The 19,289-nt window shown below is 34.3% G+C and carries 18 protein-coding genes; 7 read left to right on the top strand and 11 right to left on the bottom strand.

Annotated elements, in window-relative coordinates; genetic code table 11:
- Positions 1-20: 20 nt before the first annotated feature.
- A complete protein-coding gene (locus tag C6H18_RS06045; protein ID WP_104722218.1) occupies positions 21-1,439 on the bottom strand; it encodes an NAD-dependent succinate-semialdehyde dehydrogenase in 1,419 nt (472 codons plus the stop codon).
- Between the two features lie 112 nt (positions 1,440-1,551).
- Here C6H18_RS06045 and C6H18_RS06040 point away from each other — a divergent pair, with 112 nt between their 5' ends.
- On the top strand, positions 1,552-2,292 hold the full coding sequence (locus C6H18_RS06040) for a M48 family metallopeptidase (protein ID WP_199770145.1): 741 nt from the start codon (positions 1,552-1,554) through the stop codon (positions 2,290-2,292).
- A 254-nt stretch (positions 2,293-2,546) separates the two neighbouring features.
- Here C6H18_RS06040 and C6H18_RS06035 read toward each other — a convergent pair whose 3' ends face one another.
- The 4 genes from C6H18_RS06035 to C6H18_RS06020 all read right to left on the bottom strand — a co-directional run bounded on the left by C6H18_RS06035 (position 2,547) and on the right by C6H18_RS06020 (position 7,572).
- Entirely contained in the window at positions 2,547-3,962 is a 1,416-nt protein-coding gene (locus C6H18_RS06035) for an anaerobic C4-dicarboxylate transporter (RefSeq protein ID WP_104722216.1), read from the bottom strand.
- A gap of 11 nt (positions 3,963-3,973) precedes the next feature.
- Positions 3,974-5,386 carry an aspartate ammonia-lyase gene (locus C6H18_RS06030; RefSeq protein WP_104722215.1) on the bottom strand — a complete coding sequence of 471 codons (1,413 nt, stop codon included), beginning with the start codon at positions 5,384-5,386 and terminating at the stop codon, positions 3,974-3,976.
- A gap of 134 nt (positions 5,387-5,520) precedes the next feature.
- A complete protein-coding gene (locus C6H18_RS06025) occupies positions 5,521-6,873 on the bottom strand; it encodes an MATE family efflux transporter (RefSeq protein ID WP_104722214.1) in 1,353 nt (450 codons plus the stop codon).
- Between the two features lie 15 nt (positions 6,874-6,888).
- Complete coding sequence (locus C6H18_RS06020) at positions 6,889-7,572, bottom strand: uroporphyrinogen-III synthase (RefSeq protein ID WP_104722213.1); 684 nt, start codon at positions 7,570-7,572, stop codon at positions 6,889-6,891.
- A 44-nt stretch (positions 7,573-7,616) separates the two neighbouring features.
- Here C6H18_RS06020 and C6H18_RS06015 point away from each other — a divergent pair, with 44 nt between their 5' ends.
- Both C6H18_RS06015 and C6H18_RS06010 read left to right on the top strand, forming a co-directional pair.
- Positions 7,617-7,952 carry a rhodanese-like domain-containing protein gene (locus tag C6H18_RS06015; RefSeq protein ID WP_104722212.1) on the top strand — a complete coding sequence of 112 codons (336 nt, stop codon included), beginning with the start codon at positions 7,617-7,619 and terminating at the stop codon, positions 7,950-7,952.
- 72 nt (positions 7,953-8,024) lie between these two features.
- Positions 8,025-9,047 (top strand): bifunctional 3,4-dihydroxy-2-butanone 4-phosphate synthase/GTP cyclohydrolase II, encoded by a 1,023-nt coding sequence (locus C6H18_RS06010; RefSeq protein WP_104722211.1) that lies wholly within the window; start codon positions 8,025-8,027, stop codon positions 9,045-9,047.
- Here the strand turns inward: C6H18_RS06010 and C6H18_RS06005 are convergent.
- From C6H18_RS06005 to C6H18_RS05985, 5 genes are read right to left on the bottom strand one after another with little or no spacing between them, the layout of a single operon-like run.
- Positions 9,044-9,568: a DUF2972 domain-containing protein gene (locus C6H18_RS06005; protein ID WP_104722210.1), complete on the bottom strand. Its 525-nt coding sequence runs from the start codon at positions 9,566-9,568 to the stop codon at positions 9,044-9,046. The two genes, C6H18_RS06010 and C6H18_RS06005, sit on opposite strands and share 4 nt — an antisense overlap.
- 38 nt (positions 9,569-9,606) lie before the next feature.
- On the bottom strand, positions 9,607-10,314 hold the full coding sequence (locus tag C6H18_RS06000; RefSeq protein WP_104722209.1) for a hypothetical protein: 708 nt from the start codon (positions 10,312-10,314) through the stop codon (positions 9,607-9,609).
- An 8-nt stretch (positions 10,315-10,322) separates the two neighbouring features.
- Positions 10,323-10,955, bottom strand: coding sequence for a protein-L-isoaspartate(D-aspartate) O-methyltransferase (locus C6H18_RS05995; protein WP_104722208.1), 633 nt, complete (start codon positions 10,953-10,955; stop codon positions 10,323-10,325).
- Positions 10,955-11,677 (bottom strand): carbon-nitrogen hydrolase family protein, encoded by a 723-nt coding sequence (locus tag C6H18_RS05990; protein WP_199770147.1) that lies wholly within the window; start codon positions 11,675-11,677, stop codon positions 10,955-10,957. The genes C6H18_RS05995 and C6H18_RS05990 overlap by 1 nt, the downstream gene beginning before the upstream one ends.
- Positions 11,667-12,692 carry a ribonucleotide-diphosphate reductase subunit beta gene (locus C6H18_RS05985; RefSeq protein ID WP_104722206.1) on the bottom strand — a complete coding sequence of 342 codons (1,026 nt, stop codon included), beginning with the start codon at positions 12,690-12,692 and terminating at the stop codon, positions 11,667-11,669. The genes C6H18_RS05990 and C6H18_RS05985 overlap by 11 nt, the downstream gene beginning before the upstream one ends.
- A 123-nt stretch (positions 12,693-12,815) precedes the next feature.
- Between C6H18_RS05985 and C6H18_RS05980 the strand changes: the two genes are divergently transcribed.
- From C6H18_RS05980 to C6H18_RS05970, 3 genes are read left to right on the top strand one after another with little or no spacing between them, the layout of a single operon-like run.
- Positions 12,816-14,933, top strand: a complete 2,118-nt coding sequence (locus C6H18_RS05980) for a heavy metal translocating P-type ATPase (protein WP_104722205.1) — start codon at positions 12,816-12,818, stop codon at positions 14,931-14,933.
- Entirely contained in the window at positions 14,933-15,835 is a 903-nt protein-coding gene (flgA, locus tag C6H18_RS05975; protein WP_104722204.1) for a flagellar basal body P-ring formation chaperone FlgA, read from the top strand. The genes C6H18_RS05980 and flgA overlap by 1 nt, the downstream gene beginning before the upstream one ends.
- The gene (locus C6H18_RS05970) at positions 15,832-16,383 is read left to right on the top strand and encodes a UbiX family flavin prenyltransferase (RefSeq protein WP_199770143.1); all 552 of its coding nucleotides are present in this window, start codon (positions 15,832-15,834) and stop codon (positions 16,381-16,383) included. Before flgA ends, C6H18_RS05970 begins: the two co-directional genes overlap by 4 nt.
- Here the strand turns inward: C6H18_RS05970 and C6H18_RS05965 are convergent.
- On the bottom strand, positions 16,375-17,451 hold the full coding sequence (locus C6H18_RS05965) for a YeiH family protein (RefSeq protein ID WP_104722202.1): 1,077 nt from the start codon (positions 17,449-17,451) through the stop codon (positions 16,375-16,377). The two genes, C6H18_RS05970 and C6H18_RS05965, sit on opposite strands and share 9 nt — an antisense overlap.
- Positions 17,452-17,595: 144 nt before the next feature.
- On the opposite strand from C6H18_RS05965, the gene C6H18_RS05960 reads away from it, so the two are divergent.
- Positions 17,596-18,501, top strand: a complete 906-nt coding sequence (locus C6H18_RS05960; RefSeq protein WP_104722201.1) for a LysR substrate-binding domain-containing protein — start codon at positions 17,596-17,598, stop codon at positions 18,499-18,501.
- The last annotated feature ends 788 nt before the right edge of the window (positions 18,502-19,289 follow it).

The following is a 19,289-nucleotide window of genomic DNA, read 5'->3' as shown; positions in this document are numbered from 1 at the left end:
GTAATCTTTAAGGGTAATCTTTAGAGATTTAAACAAAGATATTTTAACTCCAAATATTCTTCTATCCCATATTTTGAGCCTTCTCTGCCAAGACCACTTTGCTTTATCCCTCCAAAGGGTGCGACTTCATTAGAGATTAATCCCGTGTTAATCCCTATCATTCCATATTCTAAAGATTCTGCGACACGCCATTGACGCTTATAATCTTGTGTGAAAAAATAGGCGGCTAATCCAAACTCTGTATCATTGGCAAAGAAAAGCGCCTCCTCTTCGCTTTCAAATCGAAAAAGTGGCGCAAGAGGTCCAAAAGTCTCTTCTTTGGCAACTTTCATTTGTTGGGTTACATCTTTTAATAAAGTAGGTTGAAAAAAGTTTCCTCCCAAATGATGCCGCTTACCGCCTATGACAAGCTTTGCGCCACGATTTAGTGCATCGCTAATATGTTCCTCAACCTTCAAAAGAGCTTTTTCATCAATCAAAGGACCTTGATTTACTCCACTTTCTAAACCATCCCCTATTTTAAGGGTTTGTATTTTTTCTATTAGAGCTTCACATATTTTGTCATAAATTCCACTTTGGACATAGATTCTATTGGCGCATACACAAGTTTGTCCGCTATTTCTAAACTTAGAATCCATAATCCCATTAACAGCTTCTTCTAAGTTCGCATCATCAAAAACAATAAAAGGTGCATTGCCTCCTAATTCTAGGCTCAGCTTTTTAATAGTTGGGGCGCATTTTTGGTAAAGCAATCTTCCAACTTCTGTGGAGCCTGTAAAGCTAAGTTTTTTGATGTCATTACTTTGGCATAACACATCACTAATCTCTGTGCTATCCCCATTGACGACTATAAAGCAGTTTTCTAAGATTCCCGCTTCTTTTGCTAAGATTTCTAAAGCATAGGCACTAAGGGGTGTTTGGGAGGCAGACTTTACGATAATGGCACAGCCACTAGCAAGGGCGGGGGCTATTTTTCGAGTAATCATTGAAGAAGGGAAGTTCCAAGGAGTGATAGCCGCACACACTCCAATGGGCTGTTTGAGTGTTAGGAGTTTTTGAGTTTTTGCTTTAGGGCTTAAAATATCCCCATCAACCCTTCTAGCCTCAGTAGCAAACCATTTTACAAAAGAAGCCGCATAGGTAATTTCTGACTTTGCTTGTTCTAGGGGTTTGCCTTGCTCTTTGGTCATAATTTCTGCTAAAAAATCCCTATTTTCTAAGATAAGTGAATAAAATTTATAAATCCTATCACAACGATCCTCTGGTAGCATAGTCGCCCATTGTTTTTGTGCTATTTTGGCTTTTTGGATGAGGTTTTGTAGCTCTTGCTGGTGTGTGTTTTTGATATAGGCTAAAGCCTCTTGAGTGGAGGGGTTAATCACTTCAAAGCTGTCGTTTTGTCTCTCTTTAAAAATATGGGGATGATTCAATAAATCCATAAAAACTCCTTTCAAAAATATTATTCTTTTTCTTTTAAGTTTTGGATTAAAATCAAAGAAAATTAATGAAATTTTTTTAAAATACTAAAAATATTTTCATAAGGTGAAAATGATGAAGAAAATAATTTTTATTTGTTGCTTGGGGCTTTTCTTTTATGCTTGTTCTAGCACAGATTATACGAATCGAACCCGACTTATGTTGCTTGATGAAAAGGAAGAGAAAGCCTTAGGTGAGCAAAGTGCCAAAGAAATTTTAAAGCAATCTAAACTTAGCACTAATAAATCTCAAACAGAAATGGTTGAGCGCGTAGGATGGAGAATAGCCAATGTTTCTAAAAGAGAAGATTTTAATTGGGAGTTTTATTTGATTGAAGAAGAGCAAAAAAATGCCTTTTGTTTGCCCGGAGGGAAAGTGTTTGTTTATACAGGGTTGATGAATATTATCGAAAATGATGATGAATTAGCTGTGGTTATGTCTCACGAGGTAGCTCACGCGCTTTTGCGCCATGGTGGAGAGAGAATGAGTATGCAAACACTCACGCAACTTGGTGGAAATATTTTGGGCGTTATTACAGGTACCCAGATTCCCGGATATAGTTCGCTTATTAATCGGGCTTATAATTTAGGTAGTAGTGTGGGAGTGATTTTACCCTTTAGTCGTGCGCACGAATTAGAAGCTGATAAATTAGGCATTTTGCTTGTGCAAAAGGCAGGATATAATCCCCAAGCGGCACTTAGCTTTTGGAAAAAAATGTCTGAAGATGGCAACAAGGGATCGGATTTTTTTTCTACACACCCCAGTGATTCTAAGAGGATTGAAGCTATACAAAATATCTTAAAAGAAAGCCATTAATGGAATATCTTTGTTGATGTTATTTTTTAATAAAGCTTAAAGATCTTATTAGGATGTAGGAAGCATATTGATTTAAAGAGCTTAAAATAAAAACCTTAATTTAGATATTTGTAGCAATTATTATGGGAATTGCGTTAATGCCCTAAATTTTAGAAAAATATTTCAAACCATAAAGACAAGAGAAATTAATAGATGATTGGTGTGCTGTGATAATAAGATTAGGGGTTTAGCTATCCCCTTAAAGGGGGAGAGAGTTAAGCTAGAAAGGTAGCAACCCCAAAGCCTAATACAACAGAGAATAAAATTGCTAAAACACCCGGAACTAAAAAAGCGTGATTAAAGATATATTTACCAAGTCTTGTAGAGCCTGTATCATCCATTTGCACAGCACCAAGTAAGGTGGGGTAGGTTGGTAAAACAAAGAGAGCAGAAACTGCCGCAAAAGAAGCAACAAGTATGTAAGAATCACCGGGATTGGTGGCACTTATGCCAAGAGCGGCAATAACAGCAGGTGTAATAGCCTTTGCAGTAGCTGCTTGTGAATAAAGCAACATCGCAGCAAAGAAAAAAACAACAGCCAATAAGCTAGGGATTCTTCCAACCCAAGTAGAAGCTAAATCTTTGATTGTCTCAATATGCCCTTCTACAAAGGTATTTCCAAGCCAAGCTACACCTAAAACACAGACACAAGCCACCATACCAGATTTAAACACGCTTGTATCAGCAATTTTGCCCGGCTCTATTTTGCAAAAAATAACAATCAAAGTTGCAACAGAAAGCATAAAACTCATAATTGCAGCATCTCTAGGGACAATTACAGGGTCGATATAGCTTTTTACAATACTAGCTAAAATAGCAAGGTCTGAATTGTCTGTAATAAGGGAATTTACATAATTAAGCATAGGCAAACGCACGACATCAGAGATTGTTGTTGCATAAAAGACTACCGCTAAAACACCGATTAAGAAAATAAAAACGGATAATTTAGCACCTTTTTTAAGCTCTGTATTTTGTGTGCTTGATGGAGCTTTTACTAAGCCCTTAGAAAGCCTTTCTTGATAAATAGGATCTTTACTTAAATCCAAATTTGAAAATATCGTAAGGATAAAAGCTGTAAGCATACAAGCAATAAAAGTTGTAGGAATCCAAATACCAAGCAAAACAGGATAGCTCCAACCTAGTGGTTCTAAAACACCACTCATATAAACAACAGCTGCACTTACAGGAGAGGCAGTAATAGCAATTTGACTAGAAACAACAGCAATGGAAAGAGGTGCGCTAGGCTTAATGTTTTGTTCTTTTGCCACTTCTACAATCACAGGAATCATAGAAAATGCTGTATGCCCGGTTCCGGCTAAAATCGTTAAAAAATAAGTAACCATTGGGGCAAGATAGTTGATATACTTAGGATTAGAGCGCAAAATTTTCTCTGCAATTTGCACAAGATAATCCAATCCTCCGGCTAATTGCATAGCAGAAATCGCCCCAATCACAGACATAATAATTAAAATAACATCCCAAGGAATGTTACCGGGCTTCATCCCTAAGGCGAGTCCTAAAATAACAACTCCAATCCCACCAGCATAACCAATACCAATCCCACCTAAGCGAATACCAATAAAAATAGCCCCCAATAAAACAATTATTTGAAGAATTAAAATAATATCCATAAAAGAATCCTCTACTCTTTTTGTTTAGTTTTCATTTGGGGATTTAGCATATTTTTGGGGTCTAAGATTTTATCAATCTCTTCTTTGGGTAAATATCCCCTCTCTAGGCAAATATCTCCGACAGATTTTCCTGTTTGTAAAGCTTCTTTGGCAATGCTTGCAGATTTTTCATAGCCTAAGATAGGGTTAAAGGCTGTTACGATTCCTATGGAGTTTAAAACAGATTTTTTGCAAGCTTCTGCATTTGCATTTAAGCCCTTAACGGCTTTTAATGCTAAGGTTTTCATAGCATTTTCTAAAAGTATTAAGGAATTAAATAAAGCATAAGCAATGCCCGGCTCCACAGCATTTAATTCAAACTCTCCTCGCTCAGAGCAAAGCATAATTGTTGTATCATTTCCAATCACTTCATAACAAGCCTCTTGAACCACCTCACAAATGACAGGATTAACTTTTCCGGGCATAATCGAACTTCCAGGTTGCATTTTGGGAAGATTAATCTCTCCTAAGCCACATCTGGGACCAGAATTCATAAGTCTTAAATCATTGGCAATTTTGTTTAATCGCACCGCCGCAGTTTTTAACACTCCACTTACAAAAACGAAATCTGCCGTATCTTGTGTCGCAGCAATTAAGTTTTCTGCAGGTTTGAAATTACCTCCAGTGATTTCATTGAGCTTTTTTTCAACGATATTTTTATAATCAGGGTGGCAGTTGATTCCTGTTCCAATCGCTGTTGCTCCCATATTTAAAACACTCATTACTTCTTTTGCGTATTCTACCCTTTCTAAATCACTTTTTATATAACTAGCAAAGGCATTAAAAGTATTTCCTAAAGTGGTAGGAACAGCGTCTTCAAGCTCTGTTCTACCCATCTTAATTACATCTTTAAACTCTTTTGCTTTGTTTTCAAGTTCTGTTTTTAACTCCTCCATAGCCTTACTTAAGTCTTTAAGCTTACTCCAAGTTGCTACCTTTATAGAGCTAGGATAGGTATCATTAGTGGATTGTCCTAAGTTTGTATGATCGTTTGGGTGTAAGAATTGATATTCTCCCTTTTTGTGTCCCATACTCTCTAGGGCAATGTTTGTTAAAACCTCATTGACATTCATATTTGTGCTTGTCCCAGCTCCGCCTTGAATCATATCTACTACAAACTGATCCAAAAATTCACCTGCAATAAGTTTATCTGCCGCTTTTGCTAACGCATCAGCTTTAGTGGCATCTAAAACACCTACTTCTTTATTGGCTGAAATGGCAGCTTTTTTGATTTGTGCAAAAGCTTTGATAAAAAATGGATAGTCTTTTAATCTTCTACCGCTCATTTGAAAATTATCAAGTGCTCTAAAGGTTTGCACTCCATAATATACATCATCAGAAATTTCTAACTCCCCGATAAAATCGTGTTCTTTTCTCGTTCCCATTTTCAATGAACCTTTCTTTATAGGTAAATTTAAATCTTAAACCTTGAGGGCTTATGATTTATTGGTGCGAATACTACTCTTAAAAGCATTATCAAAGCATTATCTCCAAAAATTATATTACAAAATTTATATTCCTATAAGCTTTTTTTCAAGATACCTCTTTTTCGTTCATTGAAAATAATCCCACATACCACAATACTAGCGCATAATATTCCTAAAGGGTGGGCTATCATTATCCCTTCAAATTCGTAGAATTTAGGTAGGATTAATACAAAGCATAAACTAAATAAAAGTGTATAGGATAATGTGATAACAAAGGAAATAAAAGTCTTTTGAATAGATTGGAAAAAGGTGGCACTAACAAGATTTATTCCTAAGAGTATGAAGCTCATAAAATAGACATTCATTGCTTCTTTTATCTCTAGTGGCAAGAGAGAATCCCTTAAAGCAATATCATCTTGTAAAAACCATGGGATAATAAAAGAGCCAAGACCATAAAATGCGATGTATAAAAGAATTCCCACTAAAAGGCTAAATTTTAAACTAAAGTAAAAAATTTCTCTAACACGCGCTAGTAGATTGGCTCCATAATTGAAGCTTGAGATAGGTTGAACCCCTTGAGCAACAGATAATAAAATCGTAAAAGGGATAATGCTCATATACATTACCACACTATAAATAGCAATACCCCTATCACCCGTGATATTCATAATAGTATGATTAAAAATAAGCATCATAATGCTCATACTAACTTCTGAACTGCTTTGAGGGATACCATTTTTAGTTGCCATCAAAAGTGCGTAAATATCAAAAGCCTTGATTAAAAATAAGTCTCCTTTTTTTCGTAAGAAATGTTGCAATAAAATACAAGCTCCAATACTATGCCCTAAAATAGTGGCTAAAGCAGCTCCACCAATGCCAAAATCAAAAACAAAGAGGAAGAGATAGTTTAAAAGTATATTCATACAAGAACCAGCAATCATTGCTATCATCGCTAAAATAGGCTGTTTATCATTGATAGCAAAAATATCTAATGTAGGGTGTAAAACAATAACAAAAGCACCTAGATAAATGATTTCTGTATATTCTCTAACTAAAGGAAGCAAATTAGCACTAGCTCCTAAATATAAAGCTACAAGATCACTAAAATAATAAAGTGTAATTCCTCCTATAACCGAAGTAAAGAAGGCAAAATAAAAAACAGAGCTAAAAATAATCCTTGCCCTAAAGGCTTTACCCTTGCCTAAAAAATAAGAACTCATTGCTGCTCCACCTACACTAAAGAGCAATTCAAAAGCAATTAATACAGGAAAAATAGGCCACGCAATCCCAATGGCTGCTAGTGCATTCTCTCCTAATTTTTTACCCACAAAGATTCCATCAATGGTAGAATAGGTAGATAAAGCAAGCATGGCTACTAGAGAGGGAAGAAAATAGGAAAAAAATAGTTTGGGTATTGGTGTTGCTTTTAAATCTAGTTTTTTCATAAGATTCCTTTGTCCCTACAAAGTTTTTGCAAATTCTAAGGAGGAGTGAATGTTTGTATCAGGAGAGAGTAGGATTTTGGCTTTTTCTCCTAAAGATTTTTTTGCATATTTTAAGGTTGTTTCTCCAATGCAAAGGGCGGTATAGTCTTCTTGCCATTGAAAGTTTGACAAAAAAGCTCGTAGGGATGAGGGTGCGCTCAAGAATAAAATAGCGTTTTTTTTGGGTTTTAGTTTTTCTTTTTGTGTTGGGTTGAGTTTAATAGGCAAAGTTTCATAAAGGATAGATTCTAAAGGATAGATTTGTGCAACACTAAGAATCTCTACTAAAGAAGAAGCAATTTTTTTAGCCCTTATAAAAAGAGGTTTTTTACCTTTTAGTTGATTTTGTAATTCTGCGCCAAAAGAATCTCCATAAGATTGCGTCCCTACAAATTTTGCTTGTATTCCAAGATGCTCTAAAGCTTGATTACTACCTTTTCCTATCACATAGCAAGGAATTTTATGCCACTTATCTCCAGCATTTTCTTCAAGGGCAAAAATAGCATTTTTAGAGGTAAAAATGAGGCAATTACATTGTTGTAACTTTAATAAGAGTTGTTTATCTTGAAGTGTTTTAATTTCTAACAATTCTAAAAGATTTATGGAGTTATCTAAATGCGTTGAGGTATTTTTTTTTGTGATATAATAGATTTTTTTCATTGGCTTTATTTTATCAAATTTTACCCTCTTAAGGCAAGATTACAATGTATGTTAAGAATAAAAGTTTAGCTACTCCTTTTAAGTTTTTATCCAACCAAACCCCTAAAGATTTTTTGGGAGATTTTATCGTTATTGATTTGCGCTCTCGTGGCTATTTTTTGATTAGCCATATTCAAAATGCCCTTAATCTCTCCTCCCTTAAACGCATTACATTTATCGCACAAGAAAACAAAGACAAGAAGATTTTGCTTTATTGCCATAGCGGGGCTACTGCAGCAGAGTTTGGGACAGAATTAGTTAAGGAAGGATTAGAGAATATTTATTATTTTGATGATAATTATTTTAGTATCCCTAAAGAATATTTACAAAGCACTTCTTAAGTTTAAAAAATTTAGAAAAATTCGATATACTTTTGACTTTTAAGATAATTTTAAATAGCGCAAGGTTTATAAATGGAATCCATTTTAAGAGTAGAGGAAGCTATCAAAGCTATTAAAAAAGGCGAGATGATTATCATTATGGATGATGAAGATAGGGAGAATGAAGGGGATTTGGTTTTAAGCGGAATCTTTAGCACACCAGAGAAGATTAATTTTATGGCGCAAGAAGCCAGAGGATTAATTTGTGTTTCTATTACTAAAGAAATCGCCAATGTGCTAGATTTACCCCCTATGGTAAATCATAATAATTCTAATTATGAAACTGCCTTTACGATTTCTATTGATGCCAAAGAGGCAAAAACAGGAATTTCTGCTTATGAAAGAGATTTAACCATTAATCTTATGTGTAAGCCTAATGCAAAACCAGAAGATTTTGTGCGTCCGGGGCATATTTTTCCTCTTATTGCCAAAGAGGGTGGAGTGTTAGAGAGGACAGGACATACCGAAGCTAGTGTGGATATTTGTAAATTAGCAGGATTAAAGCCTATTAGTGTGATTTGCGAGATTATGCGAGAAGATGGTTTAATGGCAAGAAGGGGAGATAAGTTTTTAAGCGAATTTGCTAAAAAGCATAACCTTAAGATTCTTTATGTTTCAGATTTGATTGAATATCGTTTGCGTTTTGAGCAGCTTATAGGAGTGATTTCTGAAGTAGAAGTTGAATTTTTGGGACATAAGGTCAAAAAGATACAAATAAAAGATCATTTAAATAGAATCCATATTATTTTTGCTTTTAAAGAAGCAAAAATACCTTTTGTGAAATTCCACATTATCAAGCAGGATTTAGATCTTTTAGAAGATAAAGTAAGCTATTGTGGGCTTTTAAACGCTGTTGAAAAACTCCAAGAGGTGGGAGGATATTTGGTCTTTTTACAAACAAAAGATCATAAGGACATTAAAGACTTAGGTATTGGAGCGCAGATTTTAAAATCCTTAGGAGTAGAAGACTTTAAATTGCTTAGCACTTCTTATGGGAACGAATATACGAATTTAAGCGGTTTTGGTCTTAAAATCCTAGAGCAAATCAAAGTTTAAAGCATAGATTGAAAAGTTTGATAATGTTTCCAAGAATCCACAATATCTGGTCGGTGTTTTTTAATATCTTGTAGCTCATAATCTAAAAATTCTTTTAATTCTGTTTTTAAAAGTGGATTGGTAGCAACTACTTCTAAAATATCTTGTTCTTTAAGCTTTGCTTGATTATGTCTAAAAACAGCCTCTTGTAGTTCTAAGAGAATATGATTAATGTATTTAATAGTGTGAGAAAAAACCTCTAAATGGGTTTTGAGTATTTCTAGCTCTTTAGGATAGATAAGCAAGAGGATATTTAGGTTTGGGGGTAGAGAGAAAAATTCATTAATGGATTTTTGGTGTTGGAAGTGAATGGTTTGTCGGTAGGTGGTTAATATAATCTCTATATGGTGGTGGTTTATGGGAATGGTGATAATAATGGGTAAAAATAAAAAGGGTAAAACATCATACGCTTTTTCTTCATAAAATGCTTTATCTTCTTCTTTGGGTGGTAGAAAGCCAAAGGAGTGAGATAGGGTTTGCATTGTCTTAAAAGCCCTCTGTTGTGATAGCTCCTTAATGTCTATATAATGAATCTTATTTTGCCCCCCCCCCCCCTTGTAAAGAGTTTTGTAATACTATAAAGTTTAAAATGCGCCATTATAATAAAGAAATGAGTAAGATAGATTTTAGGGTTTTTTAAGGCGATTTTTTCAATCTGCAAATCTTTTAATGTTAGGGCTTTAAAGGTTTGTTGGTTAAAAAAGAATTGAAAATCATCAAAAAGCTTAAAATGCGCTTTTGTGTTATAGTCTTTATCGGAGTTTGTGTGATTAAAGGCGGTTAAAAATAAAGAGAAAGGATCCCTGCAAAGCACTAGCAAGGGAGTTTCTTTGTGGATTCTAGCAAGAAGTTTTTGAGTATTTAATGTATCAAGATGATGAGTGGGTGTGAAATTTAGGGCTTTATAGGGATTGGTGCTTAAAGAATGAAAAAAGTATTTCGTATAATAGATTTCTCTATTTCTAGCAAGATTGCCTACTTTGCCAAAATCCTCATTCAAAGATACCCCGCATTTTGATAAAAAGCTTTTACCTGCCATACTCCCACAAGCGTAATTGGTAATTAATAAGAAATGATATTTTTTGGGTAAAGGGAGTTTCCAAATTATGGGAGAAAGAAAATAATAAAATTTCTCTTTGATTTTATTAATCCTTTTGTTTATTATATATTGCATACAAGCTTTAAAGCCTTCTTTTTCATAAATTTTTCTAGTGAGTGATTTTTTCATTTTGTCTCCTAATTTGAAACTCCATCTAATACAGGAACAAATGAGCAGATTTCTAACTCTTCTTTGTTGCTTAAAGTGCCATTGTGTTTGCAAAAACGCGTAATGATTTGCTGATTTCCTTGTTGCAAGGGGGCGACTAAAATGCCTCCTTCTTGAAGCTGGTCAATAATAGCAGGGGGGATTTCTTTAGCTGCAGCGGAAAAAAGGATTCTATCATAGGGTGCATAGGTATTCCAACCTTGTTGTCCATCATCTAGTTTGGTGTTGATATTATTTAAGTTGCAATGCCTAATCCTAGCTCTTGCTTCATTTAAGAGTCTCTCTATTCGTTCGATGCTAAAAACCCTTCGTATAAGACAGCTAAGAATCGCTGCTTGATAACCGCTTCCACAGCCAATCTCTAAAACACTATCTGCACCCTCACATTGTAAGTATTCTGTCATTTTTGCTACGGTTAGGGGAGAGCTAATCCATTGATTGGCTCCCATAGGAAGTGCATCAAGGGTATAAGCAAGGTAAGTAAATCCATTAGGGGTAAAAATTTCTCTATCAATGCTTAAAAGTGCCTTTTGCACTTTTGGGCTAATAGGGAATTCTTTAGTAATTTCACGCACCATATTAGCAAGTTTAAGACTTTGCATTATAAGCCTATATTGATGAATTTACGAATTTTTGTAATATCATCAAAGTTTGCTTTGTAGTCTATCATTTCTTTTAAGTCATCATTAATAACATACCCAAAGGGTGTAACTATGCAGCTTCCTTTTGCCATAGAATCATTTGCACTATTACTTGCCATTACGAAGCTTTGTGTAGTGATAGCAAGTGCTTTTGTGAGTGTTTGAAAATGATCTTTTCTTTCTTTTGCCCATTGGGCTGGGACAAATATCAAATCACATCCTTTTAGCCGTTGCCATATTTCTATAAAACGCAATTCAAAGCAATTAATAGCCCCACATTTAATCCCATCAAGACTAAAGGGTGTAATTTCTTCTAAATCACCTGCTTGAAAATGCAAATGTTCATCGCCTAAGGGAAAAAGCTTATGTTTATTTTGTATATGGAGCAAATCTCCTTTGTGGAAGACTTTTAGAGTATTAAAAAAGCCTTTATGGTATTGTTCAATCATTGATAAAACAATAGTCCTATCAAAGGATAGTTTTAAGAGAACTTCTGTGGCTACTTTGGAAAACTCACAGGCTTCCTCCATTCTTTGGTAGCAAAAGTTTGTTAAACAAACTTCAGGAGCTAAAATAATAGATTGCGCCTCGCAATTTATAACAAGGCTTTTTAGGGATGCAAGATTGTCTTCAAAGTTTTGTCTGGTTTTAAATTGTAGAGTATAAAGTCTCCTAGAAGTCATCAAAGTTAATACTCCCTTTAGCGTAATTTGTAACATTTCCCTCGAAGAAATTTGTCTTTTGCTCATTAAAAGAGCTAAAAGATTCTACCCATTTAATAGGATGTTTAGCATTATAAATAGTGGGGAATCCTATGCGTGCTAGTCGAATATCTGCAAGATAGCGAACATATTCGTGGATAATTTCGCTAGTAAGTCCTAAGATTTGCCCCTGTGTAATATAATCTCCCCAAGAAGATTCTACTTTAACTGCTTCTTTAAACATTTCAATAACTTCTTCTTCTAAGTCTTTGGTGAAAATATGTGCCATTTCTTTTTTAAGAGATTTTATCATATTTTGGAATAATAATAAATGGGTAACTTCATCTCTTTGAATGAAGCGAATCATTTGTGCGCTTCCTAGCATTTTACCACTTCTTGCAAGCGTATAAAAAAAAGCAAAACCAGAGTAAAAATAAATCCCCTCTAAGATTTGGTTGGCAAACATTGCAAGAACTAAAGTCCTCTCCGTTGGATCTTTAGCAAGCTGCTCATAAACATTGGCGATATAATCATTTTTGCTTCTTAGCTGTCCATCAGTGCGCCACATTTCATAAATTTCATCTGTATTTGCAGAGATAGATTCTACCATCACAGCATAACTTTGGGAATGGAGAGCCTCTTCAAAAGCTTGACGAACCAAAATTAAATTAATCTCTGGGCTTGTAATGTAGGGATTGACATTATCAATAAGGTTATTAGTTTGGAGTGAATCCATAAAAATAAGTTGTGCTAAAGCTCTGTCATAACCTATTTTTTCTTCGTGGGTTAGTCCTTCAGAATAATCGCGTTTATCTTGAGTCATATTGACTTCTTCTGGAAACCACGAATTAGCAAGCATTACTTTCCAAAGATTATAAGCCCATTGGTATTTAATTTTATTGAGTTCAAAAATACTTGTGGGATTACCCCCAAAAATTTTGCGTTCATTTACGCTTTCTTTGGAGTTTGGATTGTAGATTTTTTTTCGATTCATCATAAGAATGCCTTTGATTTTTAAGTTGGAATAATATAGACTCTTTTTTATCTATTGAGGATGTAAATGGATGTGGAATAATAAAAAAATATTTCATAAAAAATACTTAATATCAAAGTCGTCAAAATGGTTAAAATAGCAAAACTTCATATTGATGGTATGCATTGTAGTGCTTGTTCTGCAAGTATTCAAAATAATCTTGAAAAAAACCTTAGTATTAAAAATATCAAGATTAATCCCATTAGCGGTAAAGCAAAAATTTCTTATGAAGAATCCCAAATCTCGGAGCAGAAAATTATAGAGCTTATTACCTCTTATGGTTTCCCTGCTTCTAAGGATAATAGCAAAGAAAGGGAGATGGCTTATCTTCAAGGATTAAAAACGCGTTTATTAGTTGCTATCCCCTCCTTTCTTGTTATTTTTGTTTTACATATGGGAGGATTCCATAGCTTTTGGAGTTCTGCAATAGAGCTTCTTTTGGCAAGTGTTGCCCAAATTTATTGTGCTATGCCTTTTTACAAAGGTTCGATGAGTTTTTTTAAAACAAAAGTTGCGGATATGAATGTGTTAATAGCCTTAGGTAGCAGTGTTGCCTATTTATATTCCGTTTATTTATTGTTTAGCGGGGCTAAAGGGTATTATTTTGAGGGTTCAGCTTCTGTTATTTGTTTTGTGCTTTTGGGCGAATACTTAAAATCTAAGGCAAAAAAGAGTGCTAGTGAGGAATTAGAGGTTTTAGCCAAGATTTTGCCTCCTAAAGCAAGACTTCTAAAAGATGACAAAAAAGAATGGGTTGCGATTAATACTATCAAAAAGGGTGATAAATGCTTAATCGTTAGTGGAGAGAAAATACCTCTTGATGGTAGGATTATACAAGGGGAGGCAGAGGTAAGTAGCGCACATATTAACGGCGAGGAGTTGCCTAGTGTTTTAAAGGAGGGTGATGAAGTCATAGGTGGAAGTGTGGTTATAAATGGGGAAATTATTGTGGAATCTTCAAAAGATTCTAGTGATTTTTTTGTTTATGAAATGCTGGATTTATTAGAGTTATCCCAAACCCAAAAACCTCCCATTGGAGCTTTAGCAGATAAGATCGCTTCTGTTTTTGTGCCTTGCGTAGTTTTGCTTGCATTTGTGGCTTTTTTATTTTGGCTCAAAGAAGATTTGGCTTTTGCTTTGTCTATTGCAGCTTCTATTTTAGTTGTATCTTGTCCTTGCGCTTTAGGTCTTGCTGTGCCTTTAGCCATTGTTTGTGCAAGTATGCGAGCAAAGAGAAATGAAATTTTGATTAAATCTCCTGATATTTACGAAAAAGCCAAACAAATTAAGTTTATGGTTTTTGACAAAACAGGGACTTTGACAAAAGGAGAGATTGCCGTAGAAAATGCGGATATTTTTGGTGATAGGGAGAAGGTTTTATCCCTCTGTTATGCGATGCAAGAAGATAATCCCCATCCCATAGGAAAAGCTATTTTAGAATACACTAAAGAATCTTGCATTCCTTTAGCCTTGCAAAAGAAAGAATACCTTATTGCAAAGGGGGTTAAAGCGGTTTTTAATCAAGAAGAATATTATTTGGGTTCATTGGACTGGATACAAGAAATTCTTGGCAAAAAGAATTTGGTAAAAAAAGAAGAAGGAGTAGTTGCTCTTTGTAGTAAAAGAGAGCTTTTAGCGGTTTTTTATCTAAAGGATACCCTAAGGCAGGATGCAAAGGTGGTTATGGATTCTATTAAGAATCTAGGTATTGTGCCTGTAATTTTAAGTGGGGATAATTTGGCAAGTGTAGAAAAAATAGCGCAAGAATTGGATGTTAAGGAGTATTTTGCGCAAACAACGCCTTTGCAAAAAAGCCAAAAGATTGGAGAGCTTAAAAAAATAGGCGGGGTATGTTTTGTAGGTGATGGTATTAATGATGCTCTAGCTTTAGAGGAGTCAAGCTTTGGTATCTCTTTTGCAAGTGCAACAGAGTTAGCAAAAGAAGTCGGCGATGTTTTGTTATTAAAAGATGATTTAAAGGGTATTGTTGAGGTTTTTCAGATTTCTTTTGCGACTTTGAAAAATATTAAAGAGAATCTCTTTTTTGCCTATGTGTATAATTTGGTTTTAATCCCTATTGCAGCTGGCGTACTTTATCCTTTTGTTGGTATTGTTTTGCAGCCCTCACTTGCTGGGGCTGCTATGGCATTTAGTTCTGTTAGTGTTGTCCTTAATGCTCTTAGAATCTCAAGGTTGAAGTTATAATGAATATTTTTACAAAGGTATTATTAAGTCTTTTAGTAAGTATTGAAGTTTGCTTTGGAGTAGGGTATTTTATCTTAGAAGAAGAATATCTTTTTAAAGATACGAAAGTCTATGCAAAGAATATTTTTAAGGGAGTATCAGAAGATTTTTTACTCCTTGAAATTCCTAAAAATGCAAATTCTTTTCAGGTAAAGAGTTCGCAATTAATAGAAAAGTTTGAGAGTGTTGGAATCCATATCGGGGCTAAATCCCCTATTATAACCTTTAAAAAAGAGGTTGGAGGAAATACAGATGGGATTAAAGCCCATATTGCAGGATTGTTTTTTCAAGAATACCAAAAAAATAATATCAAGATTCATTCTATTAAGCTAGAGCAAATCACTCTTACGAATTTTGAGGAAGAGAATATTAAAGCCATTGATTTTTCTACGAAATTATTAAAACGAAAAGAAGGGACTTTTAATATCCTTCTTAGAGAAGGGGAGAGGGATAAAAAGGTTTTTTTTAAATACTCACTTGATGCAACCTTAGAGGGTATCGTGCTTGTTAAGCCTCTTAGTGGTGGTGAGAGCATTAATTACCAAAATGCAAAGATTGTTGAAATTAGCTTTGATAAAATTAATAGTGCCTTAATGCAAAAAAATCAATTAGGTCAAGTTGCTGTGCGCTCTTATACTCCAAGGGATGTATTAATTACAGAGGATAGGTTGGTAAAGCCAAGAGTTGTAAAAAAGGGGGATAAGATACTTGTAGGCATAAAGGAAGGGGGAGTTGTTTTGGAGTTTATCTTAGAATCCCAAAAAAATGGTGGCATTGGCGATGTGATAAAAGCCAAAGACTTAGAGAGCAAAAAGATTTATGAAGTTAAAATACAAAGCAAGGGAAGAGGGGAATTATTATGAAGCGCATTATTGTAGCAATTAGTGGTGCTAGTGCGGTGGATTTGGGGTTTAGATTTTTACAAATCCTACCTTTAGGGATAGAAAAATATTGCGTAATCTCTAAAGGAGCTAAAGAGGTTTTTAAAAAAGAAAACCAAGCAATCCCGCAAGAAGTCCCCAATACTATTTATTTAGAAGATTTAGATTTAGGGGCTTGTATTGCAAGTGGTTCTTTTGTTTGTGAAAGTATGGTGGTTATTCCTTGTTCGCAGAATACTTTGGCAAAAATAGCCTGTGGGATTTCTGATACCTTAATTACTAGGGCAGCAAGTGTGATGATTAAAGAGGGGCGCAACCTTCTTTTAGCACCAAGGGAGATGCCTTTTAGTTCCATTGTTTTAGAAAATATGTTGAAGCTCTCAAAAATTGGCGTGATTATAGCTCCACCCATTTTTGGTTATTATGCCGGGAGGAGTTTGGAGGAGATAGAAAATCTTGTTTTAGGTAAATGGTGTGATTTATTGGGTATTGCTTATTCCTATAAGCGTTGGGGGGAGGAGTTAGAATAGACTTTGAAAGAGTAAAGATAAAAAATATCCCCCAAGTATCAAAAAAGCAAAGAGTATAGCACCTAATACAAAAGCATTTTTGCTAGTTTCAATGAGTTTTTTAAAATGTATTTGCAAGCCTAAAGCTGCCATTGCTGCGACAATGCAAAGCACACTTGAGAATTGCAAAGAGTTTATAAGGGATTGAATGGTAATAGTGCCTAAGATATGGGTTGCTTTATAAGGATGTAGAAATGTGTGGAGAATGATAGTGCCTATGAATAGGAATGCAAAATAAGGGATTTGTATAGTTTTTGTCGTTGATTGCGTATGTTTTGTCGCATAATAAGCCATAAAAAATAAAAATGGCACAAGCATAATGACGCGAATCATTTTAATGATAATAGCGGTATTAGCAGCCTCTTGTGAGAATCCTCCCATATCTTTAGCTATCTCTGTAGCCCCTACTACATTGGCAACTTCGTGTAAAGTAGCCCCTATAAAAAACCCCATAGAGTTTTCATTAAGGTTAGGGATAAGGTCAGAATAAAAGGCTATGGGATAAAGGAACATACCCATAAGTCCAAAAATAACGATGCAGCTAATAGCTATTATTCCTTTAAAAGAATCAGATTTCAAGGTTTGTTCTAAAGCCAAAATCGCAGCTGCACCGCATATTGCGCTACCTGCGCCAATGAGCATAGAAATTTCTTTATCAAGCTTTAAAGCCTTAGTGCCAATCAATAAAGCAATCAAGAAAATACTGATAACTATCACAAAAGCAGCGATTAATCCTAGCAAACCAACATTCCTAAGCTCATTAAAGGTAATAAAAAACCCATAAAGGATAATCCCTAATTTAAGGAGTTTTTTGGCACTAAAATGCACACCATCTGCAAAAATTTGTTGGTATTTGAAAAATAAAGAGGATAAGCAAACCCCTATCAAAATAGCAATGGCTGTGGGTGCTAGATGTGTTGTGTTATGAATAGCAGGAATGCTTGATAGATAAGTCGATAAAGCAACGATTACACCAATTAATAAGAGACCTTGTATATTATGAGTGAAAAAAGCTTTAAGAGAATCCATAATGACGCTTTATAAATTTTTAGTGGCATCATACTCTTTTTTTATTAATAATAAAAATATATTAATGTTATTAAAATCATAAAGAATATGGATTTATTTAAGAGAAGTCCTGTATAATTTCGGCTTAAAAAGAAGAGTTTATTAATGAGAATAAAAGATTTAGAGATTTTTTTAGACCTATTAAAAACTAAAAGCCCTACCTTGACTGCAGAGAATTTTAAAACTACTCAACCCAATGTTTCTATCATTATTAAAAATATCGAAAATATGATTGGAAGCTCTTTATTTGAGCGTTTAGGCAAACGTTTGCTTCCTACTTCCAAAGCCTTGTTTTTAGGTGGATTATGGCTTGAAGTGGTAGAGGGCTATTATAAAAGTTTAGAACTCATTGGAGAAGAGGGAGTGTTTTTAGGTGAGATAAGCATTGTTTCAACGCATACTATTGGGGAGTATTTTTTGCCAAGGATTTTATATGAATTTGCTAAAAAATATCCTAAAGTTAAGGTTGTGTCGCACATCCATAATACAGCAGAATGTTTAAATCTCTTAAAAAAGGGAGAAGTTGGGTTAGCATTAATAGAGGGCGAAATTACCAAAGAATACGCTAAAAGCGAGGGATTAATTGCAGAAGTATTAGCCAAAGATGAGTTAGTTGTAGCGAGTAATGATTTTATTTTAGCCTCTAGGGCAAGGTATATTGATGAGCTATTAGACAAAAAATGGATTCTTAGAGAATATGGTTCTGGATTGCGGGATAAGTTTTTGAATGCTTTAGGAGATATTGGTAAAGAAATTCCTATTTTTTTAGAATTGGATAGAACAAGTGCTATTAAGGATTTAGTAATTACTAAAGGTGCAATTTCTGTGTTTTCTAAAATTGCTATTGCAAGGGAGGTGCAAGAGAAAGTTTTATTTCCTGTGGAGATTATTAATGTTAATTTGGAGAGGAATTTATATAGCCTAAAACGTTCTACTCAACCTTTTAGCGGAGTTTTGTTGAAATTTGAGGAATGTTTAATGGAAGCCTTTGCAAACATAGAAAATTCCTAAAATGCTTGAGACTCTCTTTAATGATTTACACTCTAAAGCAATGGTTCCACTAAAGGTTATCCTAGCAAAAGTAATAGTCCCTTACAAAAGCAATTCTCTTTAGCTTTTTAATCCTAATCCAAACTCTCTTAAAGATTCTCATTTTCTTTAATGCTTGAAACTTAAAGCATCCACTAATCTAAAGAGTCTAACCTAACCAACCCAACTAATCTAAAACCCTCTCCTTTAAAGATTTCAAAAACAAGAAAAGGAGACCTAGATTTACAAGTAAATCTTTCCTTATTGCTTTTTCAATCTTTAAAGGAGAAGCTAAACAAACTAAACCAAGAGTCTAAAGAAACTAAATAAAGAATACAAAAAGAATAAGAAAAAGAAATAAACAATAAAGAATAAATAGAATCCAAAAAGTAAAGAGATTCTTACCCCCACAAAAGAAGTATCATCTCCTTTATTATTTAAACTATCCTACCACAAATAATTAAATCAAGAATCTAACTAATCCAATCAACCTAAACTAACTAAACTAAGTATCCACCTAACCTAAAGACTCTAAACAAACCAACCAACCCCCTTAACCTTAAAACCTTACAAACAAGAGTAGGAAACTTAAGCTTTGATATAGAATTAATCATTGCTATATAATAACTCTAATAGATAATAAACAAAGCTGTCCTAATTGCTTGTAAGGTTTTAAACTTAAGAGAGTAAAAGAAGTAAGAGAGTGTAAAGGTTAGGGTTTAAGGGAATAAAAAAAGAATAAAGAAATAAATCAATAATCAATAAAAGAA

Source organism: Helicobacter mesocricetorum (assembly GCF_900198605.1).
Classification (GTDB): Bacteria; Campylobacterota; Campylobacteria; order Campylobacterales; family Helicobacteraceae; genus Helicobacter_D; species Helicobacter_D mesocricetorum.
Note: the sequence above shows the minus strand (reverse complement) of the source record. Positions and strands in the feature narration are given on the sequence as shown.